Annotated in this window: 26 protein-coding genes; 17 read left to right on the top strand and 9 right to left on the bottom strand. The window is 62.0% G+C overall.

What is annotated here, in order from left to right; translation table 11 throughout:
- The first annotated feature begins 3 nt into the window (after positions 1–3).
- Positions 4–1,452, top strand: a complete 1,449-nt coding sequence (locus BMZ35_RS16090; RefSeq protein WP_093094981.1) for a cobyric acid synthase — start codon at positions 4–6, stop codon at positions 1,450–1,452.
- 42 nt (positions 1,453–1,494) lie between these two features.
- Here BMZ35_RS16090 and BMZ35_RS16085 read toward each other — a convergent pair whose 3' ends face one another.
- Positions 1,495–2,472: a GlxA family transcriptional regulator gene (locus tag BMZ35_RS16085; RefSeq protein WP_093094979.1), complete on the bottom strand. Its 978-nt coding sequence runs from the start codon at positions 2,470–2,472 to the stop codon at positions 1,495–1,497.
- Positions 2,473–2,550: 78 nt separating this feature from the next.
- Here BMZ35_RS16085 and bcoG point away from each other — a divergent pair, with 78 nt between their 5' ends.
- Complete coding sequence (bcoG, locus tag BMZ35_RS16080) at positions 2,551–3,462, top strand: 3-dehydrocarnitine:acetyl-CoA trimethylamine transferase BcoG (RefSeq protein WP_093094977.1); 912 nt, start codon at positions 2,551–2,553, stop codon at positions 3,460–3,462.
- A gap of 127 nt (positions 3,463–3,589) precedes the next feature.
- On the opposite strand, the gene BMZ35_RS16075 is transcribed toward bcoG, so the two are convergent.
- Positions 3,590–4,060, bottom strand: a complete 471-nt coding sequence (locus tag BMZ35_RS16075) for a DUF1203 domain-containing protein (RefSeq protein ID WP_093094974.1) — start codon at positions 4,058–4,060, stop codon at positions 3,590–3,592.
- A gap of 83 nt (positions 4,061–4,143) precedes the next feature.
- Here BMZ35_RS16075 and BMZ35_RS16070 point away from each other — a divergent pair, with 83 nt between their 5' ends.
- The gene (locus tag BMZ35_RS16070) at positions 4,144–5,616 is read left to right on the top strand and encodes a carnitine 3-dehydrogenase (RefSeq protein ID WP_093094970.1); all 1,473 of its coding nucleotides are present in this window, start codon (positions 4,144–4,146) and stop codon (positions 5,614–5,616) included.
- Positions 5,613–6,371 carry an SDR family oxidoreductase gene (locus tag BMZ35_RS16065; protein ID WP_093094968.1) on the top strand — a complete coding sequence of 253 codons (759 nt, stop codon included), beginning with the start codon at positions 5,613–5,615 and terminating at the stop codon, positions 6,369–6,371. The genes BMZ35_RS16070 and BMZ35_RS16065 overlap by 4 nt, the downstream gene beginning before the upstream one ends.
- Positions 6,372–6,439: 68 nt before the next feature.
- On the opposite strand, the gene BMZ35_RS16060 is transcribed toward BMZ35_RS16065, so the two are convergent.
- Positions 6,440–7,297 carry a helix-turn-helix domain-containing protein gene (locus BMZ35_RS16060; protein ID WP_093094964.1) on the bottom strand — a complete coding sequence of 286 codons (858 nt, stop codon included), beginning with the start codon at positions 7,295–7,297 and terminating at the stop codon, positions 6,440–6,442.
- A gap of 105 nt (positions 7,298–7,402) precedes the next feature.
- Here BMZ35_RS16060 and BMZ35_RS16055 point away from each other — a divergent pair, with 105 nt between their 5' ends.
- The 3 genes from BMZ35_RS16055 to BMZ35_RS16045 are packed head-to-tail and all read left to right on the top strand — an operon-like array spanning position 7,403 to position 9,433.
- The gene (locus BMZ35_RS16055) at positions 7,403–7,609 is read left to right on the top strand and encodes a DUF2061 domain-containing protein (protein WP_093094960.1); all 207 of its coding nucleotides are present in this window, start codon (positions 7,403–7,405) and stop codon (positions 7,607–7,609) included.
- The gene (locus BMZ35_RS16050; protein WP_093094957.1) at positions 7,602–8,513 is read left to right on the top strand and encodes a fatty acid desaturase; all 912 of its coding nucleotides are present in this window, start codon (positions 7,602–7,604) and stop codon (positions 8,511–8,513) included. Before BMZ35_RS16055 ends, BMZ35_RS16050 begins: the two co-directional genes overlap by 8 nt.
- A gap of 20 nt (positions 8,514–8,533) precedes the next feature.
- Positions 8,534–9,433, top strand: a complete 900-nt coding sequence (locus tag BMZ35_RS16045) for a DMT family transporter (RefSeq protein WP_093094954.1) — start codon at positions 8,534–8,536, stop codon at positions 9,431–9,433.
- On the opposite strand, the gene BMZ35_RS16040 is transcribed toward BMZ35_RS16045, so the two are convergent.
- Together BMZ35_RS16040 and BMZ35_RS16035 are read right to left on the bottom strand one after the other, a co-directional pair.
- Positions 9,434–10,138, bottom strand: coding sequence for an NUDIX hydrolase (locus tag BMZ35_RS16040; protein WP_093094952.1), 705 nt, complete (start codon positions 10,136–10,138; stop codon positions 9,434–9,436). It lies immediately after the preceding gene.
- A 26-nt stretch (positions 10,139–10,164) separates the two neighbouring features.
- A complete protein-coding gene (locus BMZ35_RS16035) occupies positions 10,165–10,557 on the bottom strand; it encodes a DUF983 domain-containing protein (RefSeq protein WP_093094948.1) in 393 nt (130 codons plus the stop codon).
- A 218-nt stretch (positions 10,558–10,775) separates the two neighbouring features.
- Here BMZ35_RS16035 and BMZ35_RS16030 point away from each other — a divergent pair, with 218 nt between their 5' ends.
- The 4 genes from BMZ35_RS16030 to BMZ35_RS16015 all read left to right on the top strand — a co-directional run bounded on the left by BMZ35_RS16030 (position 10,776) and on the right by BMZ35_RS16015 (position 12,856).
- Positions 10,776–11,327 (top strand): EF-hand domain-containing protein, encoded by a 552-nt coding sequence (locus BMZ35_RS16030; protein ID WP_093094946.1) that lies wholly within the window; start codon positions 10,776–10,778, stop codon positions 11,325–11,327.
- Positions 11,328–11,406: 79 nt separating this feature from the next.
- On the top strand, positions 11,407–11,991 hold the full coding sequence (locus BMZ35_RS16025) for an RNA polymerase sigma factor (RefSeq protein ID WP_093094942.1): 585 nt from the start codon (positions 11,407–11,409) through the stop codon (positions 11,989–11,991).
- Positions 11,984–12,352, top strand: a complete 369-nt coding sequence (locus BMZ35_RS16020; RefSeq protein WP_093094937.1) for a hypothetical protein — start codon at positions 11,984–11,986, stop codon at positions 12,350–12,352. Before BMZ35_RS16025 ends, BMZ35_RS16020 begins: the two co-directional genes overlap by 8 nt.
- Positions 12,353–12,361: 9 nt before the next feature.
- Positions 12,362–12,856: a periplasmic heavy metal sensor gene (locus tag BMZ35_RS16015; RefSeq protein WP_093094933.1), complete on the top strand. Its 495-nt coding sequence runs from the start codon at positions 12,362–12,364 to the stop codon at positions 12,854–12,856.
- 18 nt (positions 12,857–12,874) lie between these two features.
- Here BMZ35_RS16015 and BMZ35_RS16010 read toward each other — a convergent pair whose 3' ends face one another.
- The gene (locus tag BMZ35_RS16010) at positions 12,875–14,278 is read right to left on the bottom strand and encodes a diguanylate cyclase (protein ID WP_093094930.1); all 1,404 of its coding nucleotides are present in this window, start codon (positions 14,276–14,278) and stop codon (positions 12,875–12,877) included.
- 81 nt (positions 14,279–14,359) lie between these two features.
- Between BMZ35_RS16010 and BMZ35_RS16005 the strand changes: the two genes are divergently transcribed.
- From BMZ35_RS16005 to BMZ35_RS15980, 6 genes are all read left to right on the top strand, one after another.
- On the top strand, positions 14,360–14,644 hold the full coding sequence (locus tag BMZ35_RS16005; protein ID WP_093094929.1) for a DUF3572 domain-containing protein: 285 nt from the start codon (positions 14,360–14,362) through the stop codon (positions 14,642–14,644).
- A gap of 84 nt (positions 14,645–14,728) precedes the next feature.
- Positions 14,729–15,418: an HAD family hydrolase gene (locus BMZ35_RS16000; RefSeq protein ID WP_093094928.1), complete on the top strand. Its 690-nt coding sequence runs from the start codon at positions 14,729–14,731 to the stop codon at positions 15,416–15,418.
- Between the two features lie 162 nt (positions 15,419–15,580).
- Positions 15,581–17,143 carry a trimethylamine methyltransferase family protein gene (locus tag BMZ35_RS15995; protein WP_093094926.1) on the top strand — a complete coding sequence of 521 codons (1,563 nt, stop codon included), beginning with the start codon at positions 15,581–15,583 and terminating at the stop codon, positions 17,141–17,143.
- A gap of 81 nt (positions 17,144–17,224) precedes the next feature.
- A complete protein-coding gene (locus BMZ35_RS15990; protein ID WP_093094923.1) occupies positions 17,225–18,958 on the top strand; it encodes a DUF4153 domain-containing protein in 1,734 nt (577 codons plus the stop codon).
- A gap of 64 nt (positions 18,959–19,022) precedes the next feature.
- On the top strand, positions 19,023–19,610 hold the full coding sequence (locus BMZ35_RS15985) for a heme NO-binding domain-containing protein (protein ID WP_093094920.1): 588 nt from the start codon (positions 19,023–19,025) through the stop codon (positions 19,608–19,610).
- 39 nt (positions 19,611–19,649) lie between these two features.
- Positions 19,650–20,621: a diguanylate cyclase domain-containing protein gene (locus BMZ35_RS15980; protein WP_341350641.1), complete on the top strand. Its 972-nt coding sequence runs from the start codon at positions 19,650–19,652 to the stop codon at positions 20,619–20,621.
- Positions 20,622–20,631: 10 nt separating this feature from the next.
- Here BMZ35_RS15980 and BMZ35_RS15975 read toward each other — a convergent pair whose 3' ends face one another.
- The 3 genes from BMZ35_RS15975 to BMZ35_RS15965 form a co-directional block, all read right to left on the bottom strand.
- A complete protein-coding gene (locus BMZ35_RS15975) occupies positions 20,632–21,546 on the bottom strand; it encodes a LysR family transcriptional regulator (RefSeq protein WP_093094916.1) in 915 nt (304 codons plus the stop codon).
- Between the two features lie 139 nt (positions 21,547–21,685).
- Positions 21,686–22,348, bottom strand: a complete 663-nt coding sequence (locus BMZ35_RS15970; RefSeq protein ID WP_093094912.1) for a DNA-3-methyladenine glycosylase I — start codon at positions 22,346–22,348, stop codon at positions 21,686–21,688.
- Positions 22,349–22,432: 84 nt separating this feature from the next.
- Entirely contained in the window at positions 22,433–23,500 is a 1,068-nt protein-coding gene (locus BMZ35_RS15965) for a YeeE/YedE family protein (RefSeq protein ID WP_093094909.1), read from the bottom strand.
- Between the last annotated feature and the right edge of the window lie 49 nt (positions 23,501–23,549).

The raw sequence follows: 23,549 nt of genomic DNA, 5'->3' as shown, positions 1-23,549 counted from the left end.
GTCATGTCACGTGCGGTGATGATACAGGGAACGGGGTCCAACGTCGGCAAGTCGATGCTTGTGGCCGGGCTGTGCCGGGCGGCGGTGCGGCGGGGGCTTTCGGTATCGCCGTTCAAGCCGCAAAACATGTCCAACAATGCCGCCGTGACCAGCGATGGCGGCGAGATCGGGCGGGCGCAGGCGTTGCAGGCGCTGGCTTGTGGCAAGCCTTTAACGGTGGACATGAACCCGGTGCTTCTGAAGCCCGAAACAGACGTTGGTGCGCAGGTCGTGGTGCAGGGCAAAAGGCTGACTACGGCCAAGGCGCGGGATTACGCCAAGTTGAAGCCAACCCTTATGGGGGCTGTGCTGGAGAGCTTCAACAGATTGAAATCACAGAATGACCTGGTGATTGTCGAAGGCGCGGGCAGCCCGGCGGAAGTCAATCTGCGCAAGGGCGACATTGCTAATATGGGTTTTGCGCAGGCGGCGGATGTGCCGGTGATCCTTGCCGGGGACATCGACAGGGGCGGAGTGATCGCCCAGATCGTCGGGACACAGGCCGTCATGGATGCCGACGATACGGCGCGTGTTGCGGGGTTCCTCGTCAACAAGTTCCGCGGCGACCCAAGCCTGTTTGACGATGGTTATGCCATGATCGCAGAGCAAACCGGCTGGCCGGGGTTCGGCGTGTTGCCCTATTTCGCCGATGCCTGGAAGCTGCCTGCGGAGGATGCGCTGGACATCGCCAATGCGGAGCGGGATGGCGGGTTGAAGGTCGTGTGCCTGGGTTTGAGCCGCATTGCGAATTTCGACGACCTTGATCCGCTGGCGCAGGAGCCGGGCGTGAGCCTGACCATGCTGCGTGCGGGGCAGGCGTTACCCGGTGACACCGACGTGGTGATCATTCCCGGCAGCAAGTCGACACGCGGCGATCTTGCGTTTCTGAGGCAGCAGGGGTGGGACGTCGACCTTGCGGCGCATGTGCGGCGGGGTGGTCATGTGCTTGGTATTTGCGGGGGATATCAGATGCTTGGGCAGGTCGTGCGTGATCCCGAGGGGATCGAAGGACCGGCTGGAGAGACCGCAGGGCTGGGGCTTCTGGACGTCGCAACGGTGATGACACCGAACAAGCAGTTGAGCGAGGTCATGGCCACGCATGTCGGGTCGGGGCAGGAATTTCGCGGGTATGAAATCCACATCGGTAAAACCGAGGGGGAGGACCGGTCGCGGCCCTTTGCGCGGGTGGATGGGCGCGAAGAAGGCGCGGTCAGCGCGGATGGGCGCGTGGCGGGAAGTTACCTGCATGGCATGTTCCGCGAGGACGGGTTCCGGGCTGCCTGGCTTGGGGGGCTTGGCGCCTCGGTCGGGGGTGTCGGTTATGATGCCACTGTCCAAACCGTTCTGGATGCATTGGCGGACCATGTCGAGCAGCACCTTGATGTCGCGGGGCTTTTGGCCGTCGCGCGTTGAGATTTAGGGCCTTCGGCGAGAGTACTTTTTTCAAGATGAAGATCAGGGCCGCGCCATGGATTGGCGTAGGGCGCGGGTGGATGTGCCGTAGGCGGTTCGGAAGGCGCGGGCAAAGCTGGCCGGGGAGTTGAAGCCGGTGGCCAGCGCGATGTCGCGGGAAGGGAGTGCGGTGTCCGTTGCAAGGCGATGTGCTTCGGCTAGGCGCAGGGACAGGTAATGCGCCTTGGGGGATTGGCCGAGATGTTTTTTGAACCGTAGCTCGAGGCTGCGCAGGGTCAGGCCGCAGCGCGCCGCGATATCCGAGAGAGGCAAGGGATCGTCGAGCGTTGTCTCCATCAGCTCCAGCGCGCGGGCAATTTGGGGGTGATGCCGCAGGGGCCGGGGGACTGATCCGGGGCTTTGCTGACCGGCGGGCATGGGATCATAGAGAAAGGCGCCTGCGACGCGGCGCGCGAGATCGGTGCCATGGCGGGTGGCGATCAGGTGCAGCATCATGTCAATGCAAGGCGCCGCGCCGCCGCTTGTTGCGTAAGGGCCCGACAGGCAGAAGCGGTCGCGACGGGTGTCGACCTGCGGGAAGCGGCTGGCAAACTCGTCGAGATCCTCCCAGTGGGTTGTGGCCTGATGCCCGTCAAGCAGACCTGCGCTGGCCAGTATCCAGGGGCCACCATCGATGGCGGCCATGGGTGTGCCGAGCCGCGCCAGGCGGCGCAGGCTGGACAGAAGGCGTGGGGTGGCATGGTCCTGCAGACGGAATCCGGCCACGATGATCAGGAGGTCGCAGTGGGTCAGATCCGTGATGGGCGTGCCGGTGACGGCAAGACCGCTGGTCAGGTGGACGGGGGCAGGGGTGGGCGTGTGAAACTGCCATCGGAACAGCGCCTTGCCCGCGCGGCGGTTGGCCGCGCGCATCGGGTCGACAGCGGCGGCAAGGCTGAGCGTGTTGCAGTCATCAAACACGAGCAGCGCCGTGTTGAGCGGTCTGGGGTCAGGTGAAAAGACGGTTTTTTCGATTCTCATCAAGTTTAATTCGTAAAATGTAAAGTTGTGAGGGGCAAGTGGGTGAATACTGGATCAAACGACCGGAAAGGAATCGCTATGCCGCTGGAAATGAATCGCGAGGTTTTTATCACCTGTGCCGTGACCGGATCGGGGGGGACGCAGGATCGCAGCCCACATGTACCGCGTTCACCTGAAGAGATCGCAAACAGTGCGATCGCGGCAGCCAAGGCCGGGGCGGCGGTTGTGCACTGTCATGTGCGCGATCCCGAGACCGGGGCGCCGAGCCGGGATCTTGGTCTTTACCGCGAGGTCACGGACAGGGTGCGCGACAGCGCGACGGACGTGGTTCTGAACCTGACGGCAGGTATGGGCGGGGACATCATCTTTGGTGGGGTAGAAGCACCGTTCCCGGTGTCGAACGCCAGCGACATGGTCGGCGCGACCGAACGGGTGGCGCATGTGGCCGAGTGTCTGCCGGAAATCTGCACGCTGGATTGCGGAACGATGAACTTTGCCGAGGCCGATTATGTCATGACCAACACGCCGGGCATGTTGACGGCGATGGGAAAAATGATGACCGATCTGGGGGTTAAACCCGAGATCGAAGCCTTTGACACCGGGCATCTTTGGTATGCCAAACAGCTTGTGAAGGACGGCGTTCTGGACAGTCCGGCGCTGGTGCAGCTGTGCATGGGGGTGCCGTGGGGCGCGCCGGATGACCTCAATACTTTCATGGCAATGGTCAACAACGTGCCGGATGACTGGACCTTCTCTGCCTTTGGGCTGGGGCGCAACCAGATGGCCTATGTGGCGGCTTCGGTGCTGGCCGGGGGCAATGTGCGCGTTGGTCTGGAAGACAACCTCTGGCTCGACAAGGGGGTGCTGGCGGAGAACTGGCAACTGGTCGAACGCGCGCAGACCATCATTGAAAACATGGGCGCGCGGGTGATCGGACCGGACGAGGTGCGGGCCAAGCTGGGGCTTGAGAAGCGCGCGCCCAAGGGGTGACTCGGGGCTGAAATGGTCAATGGTTAACGCGTGGTGTAGGCGGGGAACGGCACGTCGGTATGACGTCGGTATTGTGACGGTATCGCATCGGTACCGGTTTCGTGCCGCTTCGAATGGCGCCAAAGCGTTAACCGGCGCGGACAACCCGGCATTGAAAGCAATTGTTGGCCGCGCTGCGCACGTCGACAAAGGCGATGTCGGCCAGTGCAAGCAATTGTGTGGCATAGTCGGCAATCAGATTGGTCGGGGTCACTTGTCCGGTGCCGTAGATAATCCTTTCCTTCGCATCATAGCCACGGAGGATGTAGCTCGGCGATTTGAGGATTGCCGGGACATGGGGCGAAGGCGCCGCGCGTGTGCAGGCATCGGCACAAAGAAAGATCGGCCCCGTTTCGGTGTAGGCGTGCAACCTTTGAAAGGGGCGATGCGCGAGGATCAGATAGTCTTGCCCGGGCGGCGTTTCGCCAAGGCAATGGCGACAGGGATAGGCGCCACCGTCGGACCGGTGGCGTTCAACCGGGTGCCCATGGGCGTCAAGGCCGGTGGTGCGGATGGCGGTGACGGTGTCGGTGGGCAAGGCCTGAAATTGAATGGACATGAGCGCTCTCCTTAGCATGGGGGAACGCTAGGGGGGGCGGCGCTGTGCGGCGACCCGAATCTTGCGGGAAAGGAAGACCCAAAATGAAGACGGCAGCGATTATTGGCGGCGGGGTAATTGGCGGCGGATGGGCCGCGCGGTTTTTGCTGAATGGCTGGGATGTACGGGTGTTCGACCCGGACCCCGAGGCGACCCGCAAGATTGGCGAGGTGCTGGACAATGCGCGCCGGTCTTTGCCGGGGCTGAGCGATACGGCCATGCCCGAAGAAGGCAGGTTGAGTTTTCACGAGACGATGTCCGAGGCGGTGCAAGGCGCGCAGTGGATTCAGGAAAGCGTGCCGGAGCGGCTGGAGCTGAAGCAGAAAGTGTACCAGACGCTTCAGGAGCATTGTGATGCGGGCGCGATCCTCGGTTCGTCGACCAGCGGGTTCAAACCGAGCGAGCTACAGGGCTGTGCCAGCCGCCCCGAACAGATCATGGTCGCGCACCCGTTTAACCCGGTCTACCTGATGCCGTTGGTAGAACTGGTGCCAACGGACAAGAACCCGCCCGAAATGGTGGAAAAGGCCAAGGAGATCCTGACGGGTGTTGGCATGTTCCCGTTGCATGTCCGCAAGGAAATTGATGCCCATATCGCGGACCGTTTCCTTGAGGCGGTGTGGCGCGAGGCGTTGTGGCTCGTCAAGGACGGGATCGCGACCACGGAAGAGATCGACGAGGCGATCCGAATGGGGTTCGGCATCCGCTGGGCGCAGATGGGGCTGTTCGACACTTATCGCGTGGCCGGGGGCGAGGCGGGCATGAAACACTTCATGGCGCAGTTCGGCCCCGCGCTGGAATGGCCGTGGACCAAGCTGATGGATGTGCCGGAATTCACCGACGAACTGGTCGACCTGATCGCGGGACAGTCGGATGCGCAGTCGGGACACATGAGCATTCGCGAGATGGAACGCATTCGCGACAACAATATCGTGTCGATGATGCGGGCGTTGAAGGCGCAGGATTTTGCCAGCGGCGCGGTGCTGAATGCGCATGACAAACGACTGTCGAGCGAAGCTGGCATGGTGCGGTGCATGGCCGATATTGCCGATCCGGCTCAGCCGGTGGTGACGGTGGCCCGGGCGGTGCCGGTGGATTGGCTGGATTACAACGGCCACATGACAGAGAGCCGCTATCTGCATGCCTTTGCCGACGCGACGGATCGGTTGATGGAGATCGTGGGGTGTGATCAGGAGTATATCGCAACGGGGGGCAGCTTCTTTACCGCCGAGACCCATATCCGCCATATCGACGAGGCGCATCTTGGCGCGCGGATCGAAGTGCGCACGCGGGTGTTGAACGCTGAGGGCAAGAAGATGCATGTCTGGCACGAGATGTATGCCGGGGATCGGCTTTTGGCGACGGGGGAGCATATTTTGATCCATGTCAGCCTCGAGACCCGTCGTCCGGCGCCGCCGAGCGAAGAGATTGCGGAAAACCTAAGGACCCTTGCCGCGGCACAGGCCGGATTGCCTGCACCCGAGGGCGTGGGGCGCCATGTGGGACAGCCGCGTTGAAGCGGGTATTGATCACCGCCGGGGCCTCGGGCATCGGGCGGGCAATGGGCGAGGCGTTCGACCGGGACGGTTGGCAGGTTTGGATCTGTGACGTGGATGCGGGCGCGGTTGCGTCTGTGCCGGGACATTGGCGTGCGAACGTCGTGGACGTTACAGATGAGACTTCGGTGGCCGCGCTTTTTGCCGAGATTGCCTCGGAGTGGGGCGGGATGGATGCCTTGTGCGCCAACGCCGGGGTCGCGGGACCGACCGCGGCGGTTGAGGAGATCGCCCTGAAGGACTGGCAAGCCTGTGTTGCGGTGAACCTCGAAGGCGCTTTCCTGGCTGCGAAATACGCCGCTCCCATGCTGAAGGCAGCCGGTCGGGGGGCTCTTGTTGTGACCAGTTCGACCGCCGGTCAGTATGGTTACCCTTATCGCGCGCCCTATGCGGCCGCGAAATGGGCGGTGATCGGATTGACCAAGACATTGGCGATGGAGTTGGGGCCGTTCGGGGTGCGGGCCAACGTGATCTGTCCCGGATCGGTCGAGGGGCCGCGCATGGAAGGGGTTCTCGCGCGCGAGGCCGCGGCCAAGGGCATGACACGGGACGAGGTGTACGCCGGTTATGCGTCCGGGACGGCGATGGGGTCGTTTGTCGAAGCGCGCGATATTGGCGAAATGGCGGTGTTTCTGGCGTCGGATGCGGCGCGGTTCGTGAGCGGGCAGGTGATCGCGGTGGACGGGTTTACGGTGAACCCAGACCCGAAGGTTTAGAGGGGGCGCTGCCCCCGTCGCCATGGGCGACTCCCCCGGTGTATTTCCGGCAAAATGAAGTTGTGTGGTCAGATCAGCGACTTGAGGTCCGCGATATGATCCGGGATCTGGCGGGCGGTGATGTCGGATTGTCGGACCAGGTTGTCGAAGTGTTCAGTGAAGGCGGTCACGCGTTCGGTATCACGGAAGGCAAGGTAATTGCGCCCGAGGTAGAGCACGGCAAGCAATGGGCCGAAGATGGTGATCGGGCTGGAGTATAGCCGGTGCGCGTCGAAGAGATAGAGGCGCAGGCGGGGGTAGAGCTGGGCGGTGAGGTCGGTAAACATGTCGAGCTGGCGGCGGCGGATGTCACCGTCGAGGCCCTGATAGTAGCCGACACCGCGTGCGAAGGCGTCGACCTCGTGGCGGGGCAGTGCGATTTCATAGTCCGATTGCGAGGAGCGCATCCAGTTCAGGCGATCTCGGGAGGCGTTGATGGCCTGTTCCGTCGTACGCCCCAGATGGGGCGTGTATTCCCATTCGAGCATGTCGTCTGTTTTGAGCATGTCTGGCAGACCTGCGGGGACGTGGCGGATCTTGTAGCCCGCGGCCTCCTGATGCCAGCTGAAGATTTGTTCGTCCACCAGCGCGCGCGGCGCTGCGGTCAACGATAGTGCGTTGGCGAGGATGTCGGCGGTGCTTTCGGGGCGATCGGTGAGAGAGAGAAGCCAGTCCGCCGAGACCCCGAGCGCCGCGGCGCATTCGCCCACCACCTGGGCATTGGGCAGGCGGGCGCCGTCGTCCTTGAGAAGCTGGGAGACGGTGGAGCGGTCCACACCAATGCGGCGGGCCAATGCGCTTTGAGACATGCCCTGATCCTGAAGCGCGATGGCAAGGCGTTGGCGGAACCGGGCGGCGCGCTGACGTTTGTCGATAAATTCACTCATATGATAAATTTTATCACGGATGTCGAGTTTTGTTAATCATATTCGGAATTCCGCGGCAGGGCGCGGGTTGGTAACGGTTTTGTGAAGCAAGACATTGGAGACGAGATGGAGACCCGCAGGAGAACGATCCTCAAGGCCGTGATCTGGAACATGATTGGCCTCTGCGTGATGTCGGTTGTGGGCCTTGTGGCGACCGGATCGGCGGCGGTGGGCGGGACGCTTGCCATTGTGAATACGGCGATCGGGCTGACGCTCTATTTCGTTTACGAGCGGATCTGGTCGAAGATCCACTGGGGGCGGTTCCATGCGTGACATGCACAAACAAGCGCCCGTCGGAGTGGAGTGGCCGACTTTGGGGTTGGTGATCTTGTGCTACGGTGCATTTGTCTCCGGGACCGTTTGGCTGGCGGCGTGGTGGCTGCCTGCGGGGATGGTCGTGACGGCGCTGGCCCTGGCGTTGCATTCCTCGCTGAGCCACGAGGTTTTGCACGGGCATCCGTTCCGGTCGCGTTTTTTGAGCGAGGCGTTGGTGTTTCCAGCCATTGGCCTCTTCATCCCCTATATCCGGTTTCGCGATACGCATTTGGCGCATCATTTGGATTCGCGTCTGACCGACCCCTATGATGATCCCGAAAGCAATTATCAGGACCCTGCGGTCTGGGCGCAGCTTCCGGCGTGGCGGCAGAAGGTGCTGACTTTCAACAACACCCTTGCCGGAAGGCTGTTGATAGGACCGCTGGTGGCGCAAGAGGCGTTCATGCGGGCCGACTGGCGGGCGATCCGGGCGGGGGACCGGGCGGTCCTGAAAGGATGGCTCTGGCATATCCCGTCGCTGGTGCTGGCGTTGTGGTGGATGCTCTCTGCGTCGCAGTTGCCCGTCTGGGCCTATCTCGTATCGGCCTATTGCGCGCTGTCGATCTTGAAAATCCGCACCTTCCTTGAGCATCAGGCGCATGAGCGCGCGCGCGGGCGGACCGTGATCATCGAGGACAAGGGGCCGCTGGCGTGGATTTTCCTGAACAACAATCTGCATGTAGTGCATCACATGCATCCGCGCATGCCATGGTATCGCCTGCCCGTGCTGTTTCGCGAAAACCGCGACCGGTACCTGTCGCGAAATGATGGGTATTATTACCGCTCTTACGGTGAGGTTTTCCGCCGCTATCTCTGGGCGCGCAAGGATCCGGTGCCACATCCGCTCTGGCCAAAACAGTGAGGAGCGGGCACTAACGCCCCATGGAACTGTGGATCATTGCCTCGGTCGCGGCCGCGCTGTTTCAGTCGGTGCGCTTCATGCTGCAGAAACATCTCGCGCAGGTGAAGCTGTCTGCGGCAGGGGCGACCTTTGCCCGGTTTGTTTACTCAGCGCCCCTGGCAGGCCTGATCTTGGCGGTCGTTTTGTGGAGCCAGCGCCCTGACGTGGGGTGGCCGGGGCCGGCGTTCTGGGCCTATGGCGCGGTTGGCGGCGCGGCGCAGATCACGGCGACGGTGTGCACGGTGATGCTTTTTGGGCGGCGTAATCTGGCCGTGGGCATGACCTTTATCAAAAGCGAAGTATTGTTGACCGCGCTGATAGGCTTCGTGGTGCTGGGTGAGGCGGTGTCGGGAATTGGATTGCTGGCAATCGTTTTGGGGGTGATCGGTGTGCTGGTATTGTCTGGGCCGTTGGAAGGCGGGCGAAGCTGGCGGCGGTTCCTGTCACCTTCGGCGGCGCTGGGCCTTGGGGCGGGCGCGCTTTTTGGGGTGTCGGCGGTGTTTTACCGGGCGGCTTCGCTGGAGGTTATGGCACAAGCGCCGATGTTGCGGGCGTTGGTGACGCTGGCGGCGGTCACGATGATGCAAATGCTGGGCATGTGGGTTTGGTTGCGCTTCCGGGAGCCGGGCGAGGTGGGCCGGGTACTGGGCGCGTGGCGCAGCGCGGGGTTCATCGGGTTGACCAGCATGGCCGGGACGTTTTGCTGGTTCACGGCCTTCACCCTGCAGAACGCCGCCTATGTGAAAGCCGTGGGGCAGGTGGAGCTGATTTTTGGCGTGCTGGCTACATTGCTGATTTTCCGCGAAAAGATCAGCGGGCGTGAATACATTGGTATCACGCTGCTGGCGCTGTCGATCCTGGGGCTTGTGGCGCTGGCCTGATTATTCGTCGGCCATGTTGGGCTCGCGCCCCTTGAGACGCAGGAACAGGCTCTCCTCGTCGCCATTCTTGAAAAACGGGACATTCGCGGGCGGCGTCGGGTCGTTCACGCGGCCTTCGACCTCGGCCAGAACGACCTCGGTGATAAAGGGCAGGTCAAATTCGCGGGCCTTTTGCAGCGGAATCCACTGAAGATGAGAAAGCTCGTCACAGGCGGCGGAGAAATCGTCAAGATCCGTTGCGATTTCGTCCGCGTCCAGAAGGAAGAAACGCGCATCAAAGCGGCGCGGGCGGCCCGGGGGGGTGATGGCGCGAAACACGAATTGCAGAGGGTGTGCCGTGGGTACGTGGCCGGTGGCGGCGTAGGTTTCCCAGTCAGTGGGCGGAGTGATATCCCATGTTCCTTGCTGGCCAAGGATGAGTCCGGTCTCTTCCCAAAGCTCCCGGATGCAGGCCACGCCAAGCGGATGCACGAGCGATCCGTCCGCGTCTTCCTGCAGGCGGTCCCGGCAGACGGCGGGCATCTGCGTGGCCAGCGGGATATCCGCATCGGCCGCATCCACCGCGCCGCCCGGAAAGACGAACTTGTTGGGCATGAAGGCCGCCTTGGCCCCACGCTGCCCCATCAGGATATGGGGGTCGCTACCGCGATCGCGCAGGACGATCACGGTGGCCGCATTGCGGATGGCGGTCTTGTCAATAGTCATGTCTGCCCCTGCTTTCTTGTTCGGGGCTAGCCACGCGAGTTGTCGAACCCGTGCATCCGTCGCGCCCATTGAAACGCGACAACCGCCCCCTTCAGTCTTGGCAGAAGGTAAAGCGAGAGCGCGACCGCGCCAACCGCAAAAATGGTGAACATGATCAGGGGCTCGGGGCGCCAGGTCACGAACACGATATGCAGAAGCGGCGCCATCAGGTGCCCGACGAACAGGATCGTCAGGTAGGCGGGGCCATCATCGGCGCGCTGGGGCGTGAAATCCTCTTTGCAGACGGCACAGTGATCGCGCACTTTGAGATACCCTTTGAGAAGGGGGCCGTTTCCGCAATTGGGACATTTCCTGCGCCAGCCCTTGATCAGGGCCGGCCAGATTGGTCGGTCTTCCGCTGTGGCGGTCATGGTGTTCATTTTTTCCCTCGCTGTATCGGCACAAAATGTGGGCATTCGGCCCATATTTAAAGGGTGCAAAATGCCTTGCGTCCCGATGTCGCAAAAACGCGCTGCCGTGTTGTCGCATTTTTTTCGACGGAAAACTGTGGTCGGCGCGTTTCAGATGCAACGAACCGGGCAGGAGGCCGGGTTCGGAACACTGGACACCACGGAACCGACCAAAGGAGTTCTGAGATATGAAACGCAATTATTTCATTGCTGGTATCGTTGCCACGGCATTGGGTTTGACGGCAGTCAGCGTTGCCGCCAGCGGATATGGCGGAAAAGACAAGGGACCGCACGGTCCGAAGATGAGCTTTGAGGAACTGGATACGAATGGAGACGGGTTCGTCACCCAGGACGAACTGGATGCGCATCACAAGGCGCGGTTCGATGCCATGGACGCCAACGGCGATGGCGTGATCAGCGCCGACGAGCTCAAGGCGCGCATGATGAAACGCGCCCAGGAACGCGTCGAGCGGCGCAGCGCCAAGATGATGGAGCACATGGACGCCGATGGTGACGGTGCGCTGAGCATGGATGAGATGCAGCAGGGCCGAAAGGGCATGGGTATGAAACGGGCCGAGGGCAAGGGCGCAATGATCGCGCGGTTCGACAGCGACGGGGACGGCAAGATCTCGAAAGCAGAGTTCGATGCAGCCCGCGAGCAGATGGGCAAGCGTCATGGCAAGATGCATGGCGGCATGCACGGCGGCATGAAGGGTCAAATGAAAGGTGTGGACCAGTAAGGTTGATGGTCGGGCGGGCATGCGTTTTGCCCGCCCGGCAATTGCAAGATCACGCGTGAACAGCTAGCCATCGGTCCCAATGGACATGCCCTACGATACGCAAGAGGATATTCCCGACGACGCCTTGTTGGTGCTTTATGCCAACGGGGACGCTGCGGCGGCGCGCGTCCTGACGCTGCGGTTGACGCCTCGGGTATTTTCCCATGCCTACCGGGTTCTGGGCGACCGGGACGAGGCCGAGGACGTGGCGCAGGAGGCATTGATCCGGTTGTGGAAGGTCGCGCCGGACTGGCGGCAAGGAGAAGCCAAGGTCACGACATGGCTTTATCGGGTGGTGGCCAATCTCTGCACGGATCGACTGCGCAAGGCGCGGGGTGTGGCGCTGGATGCGGTGGCCGAACCGGCGGACGACGCGCGTGGGCCGGCAGAAACCTTGCTTGAGCAGGCGCGGATGGATGCGTTGCAGGCAGCGCTTGGTGAGTTGCCCGATCGGCAGCGTCAGGCGGTGGTGCTGCGCCACATCGAAGGTTTGGGCAATCCAGAGATTGCCGAGATTTTGGAGATCAGCGTCGAGGCGGTGGAAAGCCTGACGGCGCGGGGAAAAAGGGCGCTGGCGGCGGCATTGGCCGGGCAGCGCGCAGCGTTGGGGTATTCGGATGACTGAGAAAGACACGGACGACAAGATGCTGGACGCCCTGTTTGACGCTGCGCGTGAGGACGTAGCAGCCACCCCGTCAGCGTCGCTGATGGCGCGCGTGCTGGAAGATGCGTCGGCGTTGCAGAAAATAGCAGAGCCCGGGGCAGTGCAGGGGCGACGTGACGGGTTCTGGAGGGCTCTGTTGCGCAACCTGGGTGGTTGGCCATCGGTAGGTGGTCTGGCAACGGCGGCGGTCGCCGGGCTCTGGATCGGGATCGCAGGATCGACCAGCCAGATCGGCAGCACGCTTGGAGCGCAGGTGTTGTCAGGAGGGCAGGACGCGGTTCTGTCCGAGTTCGACAATAGTTATGCGTTCCTATTGGACTAGGGGAAGATCATGACGCAAGACACGGAAAAGAAACCCGGAATGCGGCGCGGACTGCGGTTGTTGCTGATCGGCTCGCTGGCGCTCAACCTTTTGGTGGTGGGTGTCGTCGGCGGCGCAGTGATCTCCCACCAGCGGGGCGTGTTTGGCGGGCACCCGGACCGGTTCGGCTCTCCCTATGTGCGGGCGTTTTCGCACGAACACCGGCGGGAGATGGGCAAGGCCCTGCGGCAGGCCTATCGACAGGCGGATGTGGACCGGCACGGTGATCGGCAGAGTTTCGAGCGCGTGGTCGCCCTGTTGCGCGCGACACCGCTGGATAGGCATGCCTTGCGCGAAGAACTGGTCAAACAGGCCAGCGGAAGTGCGGTTCGCCGCGACATGGCGCAGGGGCTCTGGCTTGAAAAAGTCGAAGCCATGAGCGGTGCGGAACGTGCCGCTTATGCGGATCGGCTGGAGGATAGCCTTAAACACGGCAACAGGAAGAAGTACGACAAGCGCGACTGATCGCTGTGTGGCCTAGGCCTAGGCCGGGGCCTGTCCAAGTGTGACCTGATCGCGGCCATGGGCCTTGGCGCCGTAAAGCGCCTGATCGGCGAGATCGATCAGGTCCGTGGCGCTGTGGGCAGGGCTTTCCCCGGCCTTGGGCAAAGCGGGTGGATTGCCGATGGTGACACCGATGCTGACCGTGACCGGGATCTGGATGTCCCTCCCTTGCAGGTAGACCGGATCGGCGCGCACGGCTGCGCAGAGGCGGCGGGCAACATTAGTGGCGTGTGCCCTGTCTGCCCGCTGCAACACGATCAGGAATTCCTCTCCGCCAATCCGGGCAATTAGATCGGCCTCGGTCAGGGTTTCTCGCATGCGGCGGGCGATCTCTGCCAGCACGACGTCACCGGCCGCGTGGCCGTAGCGGTCGTTGATGGACTTGAAGTGGTCCAGATCGGCCACCATGACCGCGAAACTGCGGTTCATCGTGCGTGCCTGTCGGGCGATGCGGGCCAGTTGCGGCAACGCATAGCGGCGGTTGTGCAGACCGGTGAGCGGATCGGTCACGGCGGCGTTCAACCCGTCCTGCACGTTCTGGCGCAAGCGATCAACGAGACGCTTGCGTTTGATCAGTGTCGCCAGTCGGAAAGACAGCTCCTCGGCGTCGAACCCTTCGGTCATCACGTCATTGGCCCCAAGGTCAAGCGCGTCGACGCAGGTGGCGTTGTCCGGAGTGGACAGCACGGCAAGAATGACCGCCTTGCGGGTTGCAGAGCGCGCGCGGATCTCGGCGATGAAACGAAGCCCCTCTTCGGGTGCGTCGGGATCGAGCGCGATCACGAAAGCATCTGGAACCGGGTATTTGGCGAGATTGGAGAGTGCCACACTGAGCGGATGGTGACGTAGTTCATAGGGAACCAGTGGTTTGAGATGGGTGCGCCAGCGCACCCCCTGGTCCGGTGCCGCAGTTGCAAAAAGCACCGAGGCCGGGTGTTCGAATCTTGGCGCGACTTCGGCAAAGCCCAGCATCCGGGCGGTGGTATCGCGCAGGCGCAGCTCTTCTATCGTATCGTGCCCCCGCATCAGGCTGCGGATGCGCGCCAGCAACACGGCGTCTTCGGGCGGTTTGCAGATCACGTCATCCGCCCCCGCATCAAGACAGGCAAGCCGGGCGCCCCGGCTGTTGTCCGGCGCCACCATGATCACCGGAATCTGCCCGGTCACTTCGCGCGTCTTGAGTCGTTGGCAAAGTGACAGGCCGGTCATGTCGGGCAGGTCATTGCCAAGAAGGATCAAATCGGGTGCGGTACGGGTGATCTGGGCCAGTGCATCTTGGGCAGTCGCGGCCTGTTCAACCTGGTAAAAGGCCGAGGACAGCTTGACCTTGAGTACGATGCGGTTCGTGGCAACGCTGTCGATGATCAGAATACGTCCGGGCATGAAAGAACCTGGGAAGTTGCCAAAGGGTTGAATCAATTTGTATGTGCATTGGTTAAGAAAACATTTCGAAAGCTGTGAAAAATGTCCTTGTCTGTCGAAACCGCCGAAACGATTGCTCTTCGGGCCCTGACCTGGCTTGTGGCCAATGACGAGTTGCTTCCCGTGTTCCTGGGGGCGACGGGGGCGTCCGTGGATGACCTCAAGGGGCAGGCTGCTGATGGCGGTTTTCTCGGGTCGGTTCTGGAATTCCTGACGATGGATGACGCCTGGGTGGTGGCATTCTGTGATGCGGAAGGCTTTCCTTATGAAACGCCAATGATGGCGGCGCAGACGCTTTCGGGCGAGGCGCGGATGCACTGGACCTGAGATACATGTCCTCCAAGCGTATTGCGCTTGTGCCATGGCACTTGGCGGGGCAGTGTGCGTCCTGAAATTAGAGAGAGGCAGAACATGCGCGCAGATGGAATCTTGTTCGACAAGGACGGTACGTTGTTCGATTTCGGGGCGACGTGGAATGTCTGGGCGGCGGATGCGATCCGGGGATTTGCTAAGGGTGATGAAGCGCTTGCGAGACGTATCGCGCAGGAACTGGTTTTTGACCTCGAGGCGGGCGCTTTCCTGCCCGAAAGCTTCGTGATTGCCGGGACCAACCGCGAAGCCGCCGAGGCGGTGGCGCGGGCGCTGCCGGGGGCAGACGTGGGCGAGATCGAGATCAAGCTCATGGAGGATGCTGCCGAGGCTCCGCTTGTGCCGGCGGTTGACCTTGCGCCCTATCTTGAGGGGTTGGCCGCGTCGGGGCTGCGCCTTGGGGTGATGACCAATGACACCGAGTTCGCCGCGCGCGCGCAACTGCGCACTGTGGGGGTCGAGGGCCATTTCGATTTCATAGCCGGGTTTGACAGCGGGTTCGGGGCCAAACCTGACCCCCGCCCGCTTCTGGCTTTTGCCGACGCGCTGCAGCTTGATCCGGGACGTGTCGTGATGGTCGGGGATAGCACTCATGACCTGATCGCCGGGCGTCGGGCGGGGATGCAGACTGTGGCCGTGCTAACCGGCATGGCCGGAACCGAGGAGCTTTATCCGCACGCGGACGTGGTTTTGGACGATATCGGGCACTTGCCGGAATGGCTGCGGGCCTGAGAAAAGACCGGGATCGTCCCCGCCATCGCGAGAGAATTCGAAGTCGCAATGGGCGGGCGCGGCGCTTGATGCATCAAATGCGACAGGGTGTGTCGTAAAGGCACGGGTTCGCGGCGCGGGCTCGTGATCTTCTGAATCGTGACAGCGATACGGGAGGCCGAAATGGGCGAAGGCGAAACACGGCGGCGGCGCGGTGGTGGACGTGCCGGAAATGCAGCGCGGCGCAAGGTGAAGGGGGCGATCGAACAGATGCCCTGGCGCTTGCCCGTCAACATGGACCGCCCAACCGAACCGCTGAGTGCGGAGGGGGTCGAGCGCATCCATGAAGGCGCGATGCGCATTCTCGAAGAGATCGGTATCGAGTTCTACAATACCGAGGCGCGCGACATCCTGAAAGAAGCAGGCTGTATCGTTGACGGGGACAACGTGCGCATGGGGCGCGAGTTCATCATGGAGATGGTGAAGAAAGCGCCGCCAAGCTGGACCCTGACACCGCGCAACCCGGACCGCCAGATCGTGATGGGTGACAACCATATCCTGTTTGGCAATGTCAGCTCGCCGCCGAATTTCTGGGACATGGAAATCGGGCGCAAGGTGCCCGGCACGCGCGAGATGTGCGCCAATCTTTTCAAGTTGAGCCAGTATTTCAACTGTATCCACTTTGTCGGTGGCTACCCTGTGGAGCCACAGGACATCCATGCCAGCATTCGGCATCTGGACGTGCTGTTTGACAAGCTCACGCTGACCGACAAGGTGGCGCACACCTATTCGCTGGGTAAGGAGCGGGTGGAAGACGCGATGGAGATGGTGCGCATCTCCGGCGGCTGGACGGACGCGGAGTTCGAAGACAGCCCGAAGATGTACACCAACATCAATTCCACGTCGCCGCTCAAGCATGACGAGCCGATGATGGATGGCTGGATGCGGATGGCGCGCCGCAACCAGGGGCTGGTGGTGACGCCCTTCACGCTGGCCGGGGCTATGGCGCCCGTAACCATGGCGGGCGCGGTGGCGCAGTCTTTGGCCGAGGGGCTGTGTGCCATTGCGCTGGCGCAGTATATCCGGCCCGGTGCCGCCTGTGCGATCGGGACATTTACCAGCAATGTCGACATGAAATCGGGTGCCCCGGCCTTTGGGACACCGGAATACATGCGTGCCACGCAGATGACGGGACAGATGGCCCGGTATTATGGCTTGCCGATGCGGGCCAGCGGCGTTTGTGCGGCCAACGTGCCGGACGGGCAGGCGATGTGGGAGACAAGCAACAGCCTGTGGTCGGCGGTGCAGTCGGGGGCCAACATGGTTTATCACGCGGCGGGCTGGCTTGAGGGGGGGCTGATCGCGTCGCCCGAGAAATTCGTCATGGATTGCGAAGTGCTGCAGATGATCCAGCGGTACATGGAACCCGAAGTCTGGGCGACAGGGCCAGACGAAATCGCTATCGACGCAATCAAGGCCGTGGGGAGCGAGGGGCATTTCTTTGGTATCCAACACACGCAGGACCGGTATACGAGCGCGTTTTATCAGCCCTTCGTGTCGGATTGGCGCAATTTCGAAGCATGGGAGGCGGCCGGGGCGGTCTGGACTCCAGAGCGCGCGCATCAGGTTTACAAGGAAATCCTGGCCGATTTCGAAGAACCTGCCATGGATGTGGCAATCCGCGAGGAGTTGGCCGATTTCGTGGCGCGACGCAAGGCTGAGGGAGGCGCACCGACAGATTTCTGATGTCGTGGGGGCACTTGCGTGAATGGCGCATTGTTCCGGGATGCAAAACGGGCCTAGACTGAGGCAGTTTTGCAGGAGAGCATGATGCGGGCCAAAGACAGACAGAGCCTTGTGGGGCGCGCCGAGCTGACGCTGATTGGGGCGCTGGCAGGGCTGGCCATGTGGGTGCTGATTGAAAAGGCGCCTGATGTCCTCACCAATCCGCACCTGTTCCTGACCGTGGCCAGCGCCGTGGCCGGGTATTTTGCGGTGCTGCTGGCGCTGGCCGGTCCGGCGAATATCCGGCGGGCCGGTATTGCGGCGGGGGTGCTCAGCCTTCCTGCCGCGGGGCTGGCCGGTTGGGCCAGCATGCGATTTGATACGCTGGAGGCCTTTTTCGATGCGGGGCATCCGGTGATTGCCTGGATCGTGCTCCTGTTTGTCGGCACACCATTCCTTGCCGCGTGGCTCGAAAATCCGCGCGAGGTCAGGGACTATGCGCGGCTGTTTGATTGTGCATGGGGCATCGTGGTGCGCTATGGCGCGGCATGGCTGTTTGTGGGCGTATTCTGGGCCGTGGTATTCCTGTCGGACGCTTTGCTGCAGCTTGTTGGCGTGTCGATCATCGAGGACCTGCTGGACCATGATCTGGTGCCGCATCTTGTCATTGGCGCCGTGCTTGGGCTGGCGCTGGCGGTCGTCTACGAGATGCGCGAGTACCTGTCTCCCTTCCTGCTGCTGCGCCTGTTGCGGCTGCTTGTGCCGGTCATGCTGGTGGTGGTGATCGTGTTCGTCGGGGCGCTTTTGCTGCGCGGACCCGGAACGCTGTTTGGGGGGCTGAGTCCGACGGCGACGCTTTTGGCGGTGGCGCTGGGCATGGTGTCGCTGGTTAGTATCGCAATCGACAAGCAGGATGACAGGGCAGTGCGCGCAGGCTGGATGCGGAGCGCGGCGGCGCTTTTGGCGCTTTTGCTGCCGGTGATCGGGGGCATGGCGGCCTATGCGCTGTGGCTGCGTGTTGGGGAACACGGCTGGACGCCAGGGCGGCTTGCTGCGGTGGTGATTGCACTGTTCGTGCTGGCCTATGCCGTGAGCTATGCCGTTGCGGTGGCGCTGCGTGGTGCGTGGATGGCGCATGTCCGGCGGGCGAACATGATGATCGCGGGGGGCATTCTGGTGGCTTGTGCAGTGTGGTTAACCCCGGTGCTTAATGCAGAGGCGATTGCGGCGAGAAGCCAGATGGCGCGCATTCTGGACGGTCGGGTCGAGATCGGACAGGGCGCGGTTTGGGAGATGACCCATGATTGGGGGCGTCCGGGACGGGCGGCGCTTGAGCGCGGTTTGGCCAAAGCCGGAGAAAAGGCGGACGCGTTGCAAAAGGCGATGGTGGCGGCCGAAACCGAGCGGGCTACGTCTGTCCCTGATGGTGGATTGCGTGGCGAGGCGGTTTTGGCCCTGTTGCAGGTGCTGCCCGAAGGGGCGGCACCGGGCGCGGATGTGCTGGGCACGCTTCCGGCCTATCTGGTCGAGGATTGGCAACGGCTTTGCAGCGCGGCGCGGGCGCCGGGTTGTGTGCTGGTGATGGCGGATTTCAACCCGTCCCGTGCCGGAAGTGAGGGTATCGTGTTCCTGCCCGGCCGCAATGAGACCTATGATGCCATGCATGTCTGGATCGAAGCCGGCCGGGTGATGGTGGGCAGCTATATCGGAGGCTATGGCTCCGGTATCCTGAGCCGGAGTGATGTTGCGGCGATTGCAGCGGGGCAATACCGCGTTGCGCCATCAAGCCGGCGGTCGCTGTGGGTCGGCGAAACGGAACTTTTCCCCGAGAACTGATCCCGTTGGGATTTTCTTAAGCCCCTTCCGCCTAGACTGCTTGGGCAATGCAGGGGAAACAGTCATGCACGGGCTGATCAACAGGGCGATTCAATGTTTCGTTCAAGATAGTTATGGACAGCAGCGATGGGTCGATGTGACCGAGCGCGCGGGACTCGATATTCTCGAGTTCGAGGCCATGCTGCATTACGAGGATGCCATAACGGACCAGTTGATTGATGCGGCGGCTGTGGAAATCGGCGCCCCACGCGAAACCGTTCTGGAAGATATCGGTACCTACCTGGTCTCGCACCCCAATGTCGAAGCGTTGCGTCGGTTATTGCGGTTTGGCGGGGTGAATTTTGTCGAGTTTCTGCATTCGCTGGATGACCTCCCAGACCGCGCGCGACTGGCCGTGGATGACCTGCGCCTCCCGGCGCTGGAACTGCGGGAACATGCAAGTGACCGCTTCAGCCTGACCTGTCGCTATTCGCATCCGGGTTTTGGTCACGTGATGATGGGAATTTTGCGAACGCTTGCGGATGACTATGGCGCGCTCGTTTTTCTGGAGCATCAGGGCGGGCAAGAGGGCTTTGAGGTGATCGACATCACCCTGATCGAAACCGCGTTTGCACGAGGGCGGCAATTCGATCTTGGGGCGAGGGCCGGGTAGACGATGACTTGTCAGCGCACTCTGTTCGCATTGTTGGACGTGCTGTGCCCGATGCATGTGGTATTGAACACATCGGGCCATGTCAGTCATGCGGGGCCGACCGCCGTGAAGATTGCCGGCGATCGCCCGCTGGTCGGAGAGCGGTTTCTGGAACTGTTCGAGCTGCTGCGCCCACGCGCGGTGACGTCTATGGCGCAGCTTCTGCAGGTGGCCGGGGTCAAGCTTCATCTACGTACCCGCGAGCCGACGCAGAGCGGGATCAAGGGTGTTCTCGTGCCGCTTCCGGATGGGGGCGGGGCGGTTGTCAACCTGAGTTTCGGGATCTCGATCCTGGATGCCGTGCGGGACTACGCGCTGACTTCGGCGGATTTTGCGGCGACCGATCTGACGATCGAGATGCTCTACCTTGTTGAGGCCAAGTCGGCGGCAATGGCCGCGTCACGCAAGCTCAACCAGCGGCTTCAGGGGGCGATGATCGCGGCGGAGGAGCAGGCCTTTACCGATACACTGACCGGTTTGAAAAACCGTCGGGCGTTGGATCATATCCTGCCCCGGTTGGTGCAGGAGCGGCGTGCCTTCGGGCTGATGCACCTGGACCTGGACTTCTTCAAGGCAGTGAATGATACGATGGGCCACCCCGCCGGCGATCACGTCCTGCAACGCGTGGCGCGGGTTTTGGTGGAGTCAAGCCGTGATGACGATTGTGTAGCGCGGGTCGGCGGGGATGAGTTCGTCTTGGTTTTTCGCGGGATCACCGATGACGAGACCCTGGGGCGGATTGCGCAACGCATTATCAGCGAAGTGGAAAAACCCATCGCGTTTCAGGAACAAACTTGCAAGGTGTCCGCAAGCGTGGGGATTGCCGTCTTCCCCGGTGATGTCGAGGCAACGGTGGATCAGTTGATGGCCGATGCAGACCGGGCCCTTTATGCCTCCAAGCACAAAGGGCGGGCGACCTATACGATTTTTGCACCTTGTCCGCGCCAGAAAGACTCGCCAGACGTCCTTTGACATGAAACCGTCACCCGTTGGCGATCATGTCCATGCGTTTGCGGGCCTCGGCGGTCATGAAATCGACAAACAGGCGGATCTTGGGGTCCTGAAACTTGCGGTGCGGATAAACGCAGCCAAAGCTGGCGGGCAGGGGCGGAGTGGCGGGCAGCACTTCGACCAGCGCTCCCGCAGCGATGTGTCGGGCTACATCGAAACGTGGTTTGTTCGCGATGCCTGCCCCATCAAGAGCCCACTGCGTGAGAACATCACCATCATCGGCATCAAAACGCCCCTTGGCTTCGATCTTGCGCACCCCTGCAGGGGTCTGCAGGGTCCAGAAATACTCGGGCGAGCGGGGGAAACGCAGCAGCAGGCAGTTGTGCCCGCTCAGGAGATCATCGGGCGTCTGCGGCGTGCCTTTGTTTTCGAGGTAGGACGGCGCGGCGACAAGGATGCGGTCGCAATCGGCGATTTTGCGCAGTTTGAGGTTGGAGTCCTTGAGCTCACCCAAAACAAAGGCCACGTCGAGCCCGTCCTCGAACAGGTCGACCTTTCGGTCCGACAGGCGCAGGCGCACGTCGACCATCGGGTAGAGTGTTGTGAATTCGGGAATCAACGGCGCAATCACGCGCCGCCCAATCCCCAACGGTGCGGTGACCCGTATGGTGCCGCGCGGGGTGTCCGAAAACCCGGCGACCACGGCCTCGGCCTCTTCCAGCGCATCAATCACCTTGCGCGCGTGGTCATAGAACACCTTTCCCACTTCAGTTGGCGAAAGGTTCCGTGTGGTGCGGTTGAACAGGCGCACGCCAAGACGTGCTTCAAGTTCCTTGACCCTATTCGAGGCCACCGCCGGGGTCAGGCGCAGATCACGCCCGCCCGATGTGATCGAGCCGAGCTCGACCACGCGCACGAACACTTTGAGGCTTTCCAGATAGGGCATGTGGGTCTCTTGCACTTGCGGCGCGGGGGTGTTTTGCCCCCAGTATAGCGCATTGCCGAGACGACTTTTTCAATGAATTTTTGAAAGAGCATTGCGAAAACGCAGAATTCTTTGAAGCCCAATTGGGCGGATGTGCCGATCAGACACTCATGGCAAGAACGCGCGAAATCTGTGTCAGGCCGCGTCCAGACTGCTCCATCCACGTGTTGAAGGCGGATTGAACTGCCCGCATTGCCCCCTTGGAACTGGGTTGCTTGTCGATTACCCCTTCGGCAATCAGTCGGGACACGACGTCGCGGCTCAGGATGAAACTGTCGCGCCCCATGAAGCGCATTGCATATTGGCCGGTATTGCCGCCAATGCGAGACCCTTCCTTTTTCATGAACTCCAGAAGTCCCACGTAATCGGTCGAGGGCCACCCCCCCAGCACTACGCCGGCGCCGCCCTGATCACGCAACCCTTGCAGGAAATGGGCGTTGTCGATCACGGTGCGTATTTTGGGACCATTGCGCACAATGGCGGTGTTGGACATCAGGCGGTCCAAGTCTTCGTCATGCAGAAAGGCGCAGCGGTCGACATCGAAACCGTGAAAGGCCTCTTCGAACCCGTCCCACTTGTTTTCGATGACCTGCCAGTTGAACCCGGCCTGAAACACGCCTTTGGTCAGCTGAGCGAGCCAGCGGTCCTCAGGAATTTTAGCGAGTGCCTCGGGTGGGGCAGGGACCGGCAAAAGGGCTTCGAGGGCGTCAATTCCGCCCTTGCGTTCGGCGGAGATGGCGAAAATGTCGTCAAAGGGGCGCATCGGTTGGTCCTTGTGGCCGGGGCAGGATGCCTCCGGTGGGAGTACTTTGGGCAAAACGAAGATCGGCCCGCGCGGGCCGGGGCTTCATTCCGCGACCTGGAAGCCTTCGATCAGTTGGCGCAATCCGAGGGCGGCCCCGGCGAAGATCGCCAAAAGGGTGATCGGGGCAGAGATGGCCAGAAGCGAGAAGGCGGTGATGCCCTGTCCGACAGTGCAGCCAAGGGCGATGACCGCACCAACGCCCATGATCACAGCGCCGAGGATCTGGCGGCGCAGCTCGCGGGGGTCCTCACAGGCCTCCCAGCGGAAATGGCCCCGGATCATCGAGCCGATGAAAGCGCCAAGCCAGACGCCCGCAACCGACCCGACGGCAAAGGAGAGCGGGCGTACCGAGCCGGTCATGGCGTAGAGGATGCTTTCGCCGACCGGGGCGGAGTAGCTGTGTGAGACCAGTTGCAGCCCCTCAAAGCCGTTCCGATAAATCCAGAACGTGCCAACCCATCCGGACACGACGGCAAACGCCACAGCGAGAGCCCAGAAGATTGAAACCGGTTCGCGCAGGAAGTCGCGCGATGCCAGGGCAGCAATGGTGATCACGCTTCCGATGGCGAGGCCTATGGAGATCGGCGACAGGCCAAGTGACGCGCCGAGGTAGTGGGCGATGCCGGGGGGGGTGCCGGTAACGTCGACCTGTGGAAAGACCATGTTGCGCAAAGGCGCCAGCGGGCCTGCCAGAACGACATAGGCCGAAACCCCCATGACAAGAACGATCACGAAAGACCGCAGATCGCCGCCGCCAAGCCGGGCGATGGCGCCGTAGCCGCAATTCCCGGCCAGCGCCATGCCATAGCCGAACATCAACCCACCTAGGACCGAGGCAACCGGCATCCAGCGAATCGAGAAATAGAAAGAGGTTTCGGGCTGCAGGCCGCCAAGAGCCATAGCGGCAAAGCTTCCTAGGATGGCGGCTCCGATGGCAAGCACATACATGCGCATGCGCAGGGTGGAACCACCGTAGAGCAGATCTTCGATTGCGCCGAGTGTGCAGAACCGGCCCAAACGCGCAGCCAGCCCCAGAAGGATGCCGCCAAGGAGGCCGAATAGGGTCGCCAGATTGTTGTCGCCCAGCGTCTCAATCAGCGAATCTAGCATTGGTCAGAGCCTCCCCACTCGCACAACCACACAGGGGTCTGACCGGGTT

The sequence above is a fragment of the Shimia aestuarii genome, from assembly GCF_900114635.1.
Lineage (GTDB): Bacteria > Pseudomonadota > Alphaproteobacteria > Rhodobacterales > Rhodobacteraceae > Shimia > Shimia aestuarii.
Note: the sequence above shows the minus strand (reverse complement) of the source record. Positions and strands in the feature narration are given on the sequence as shown.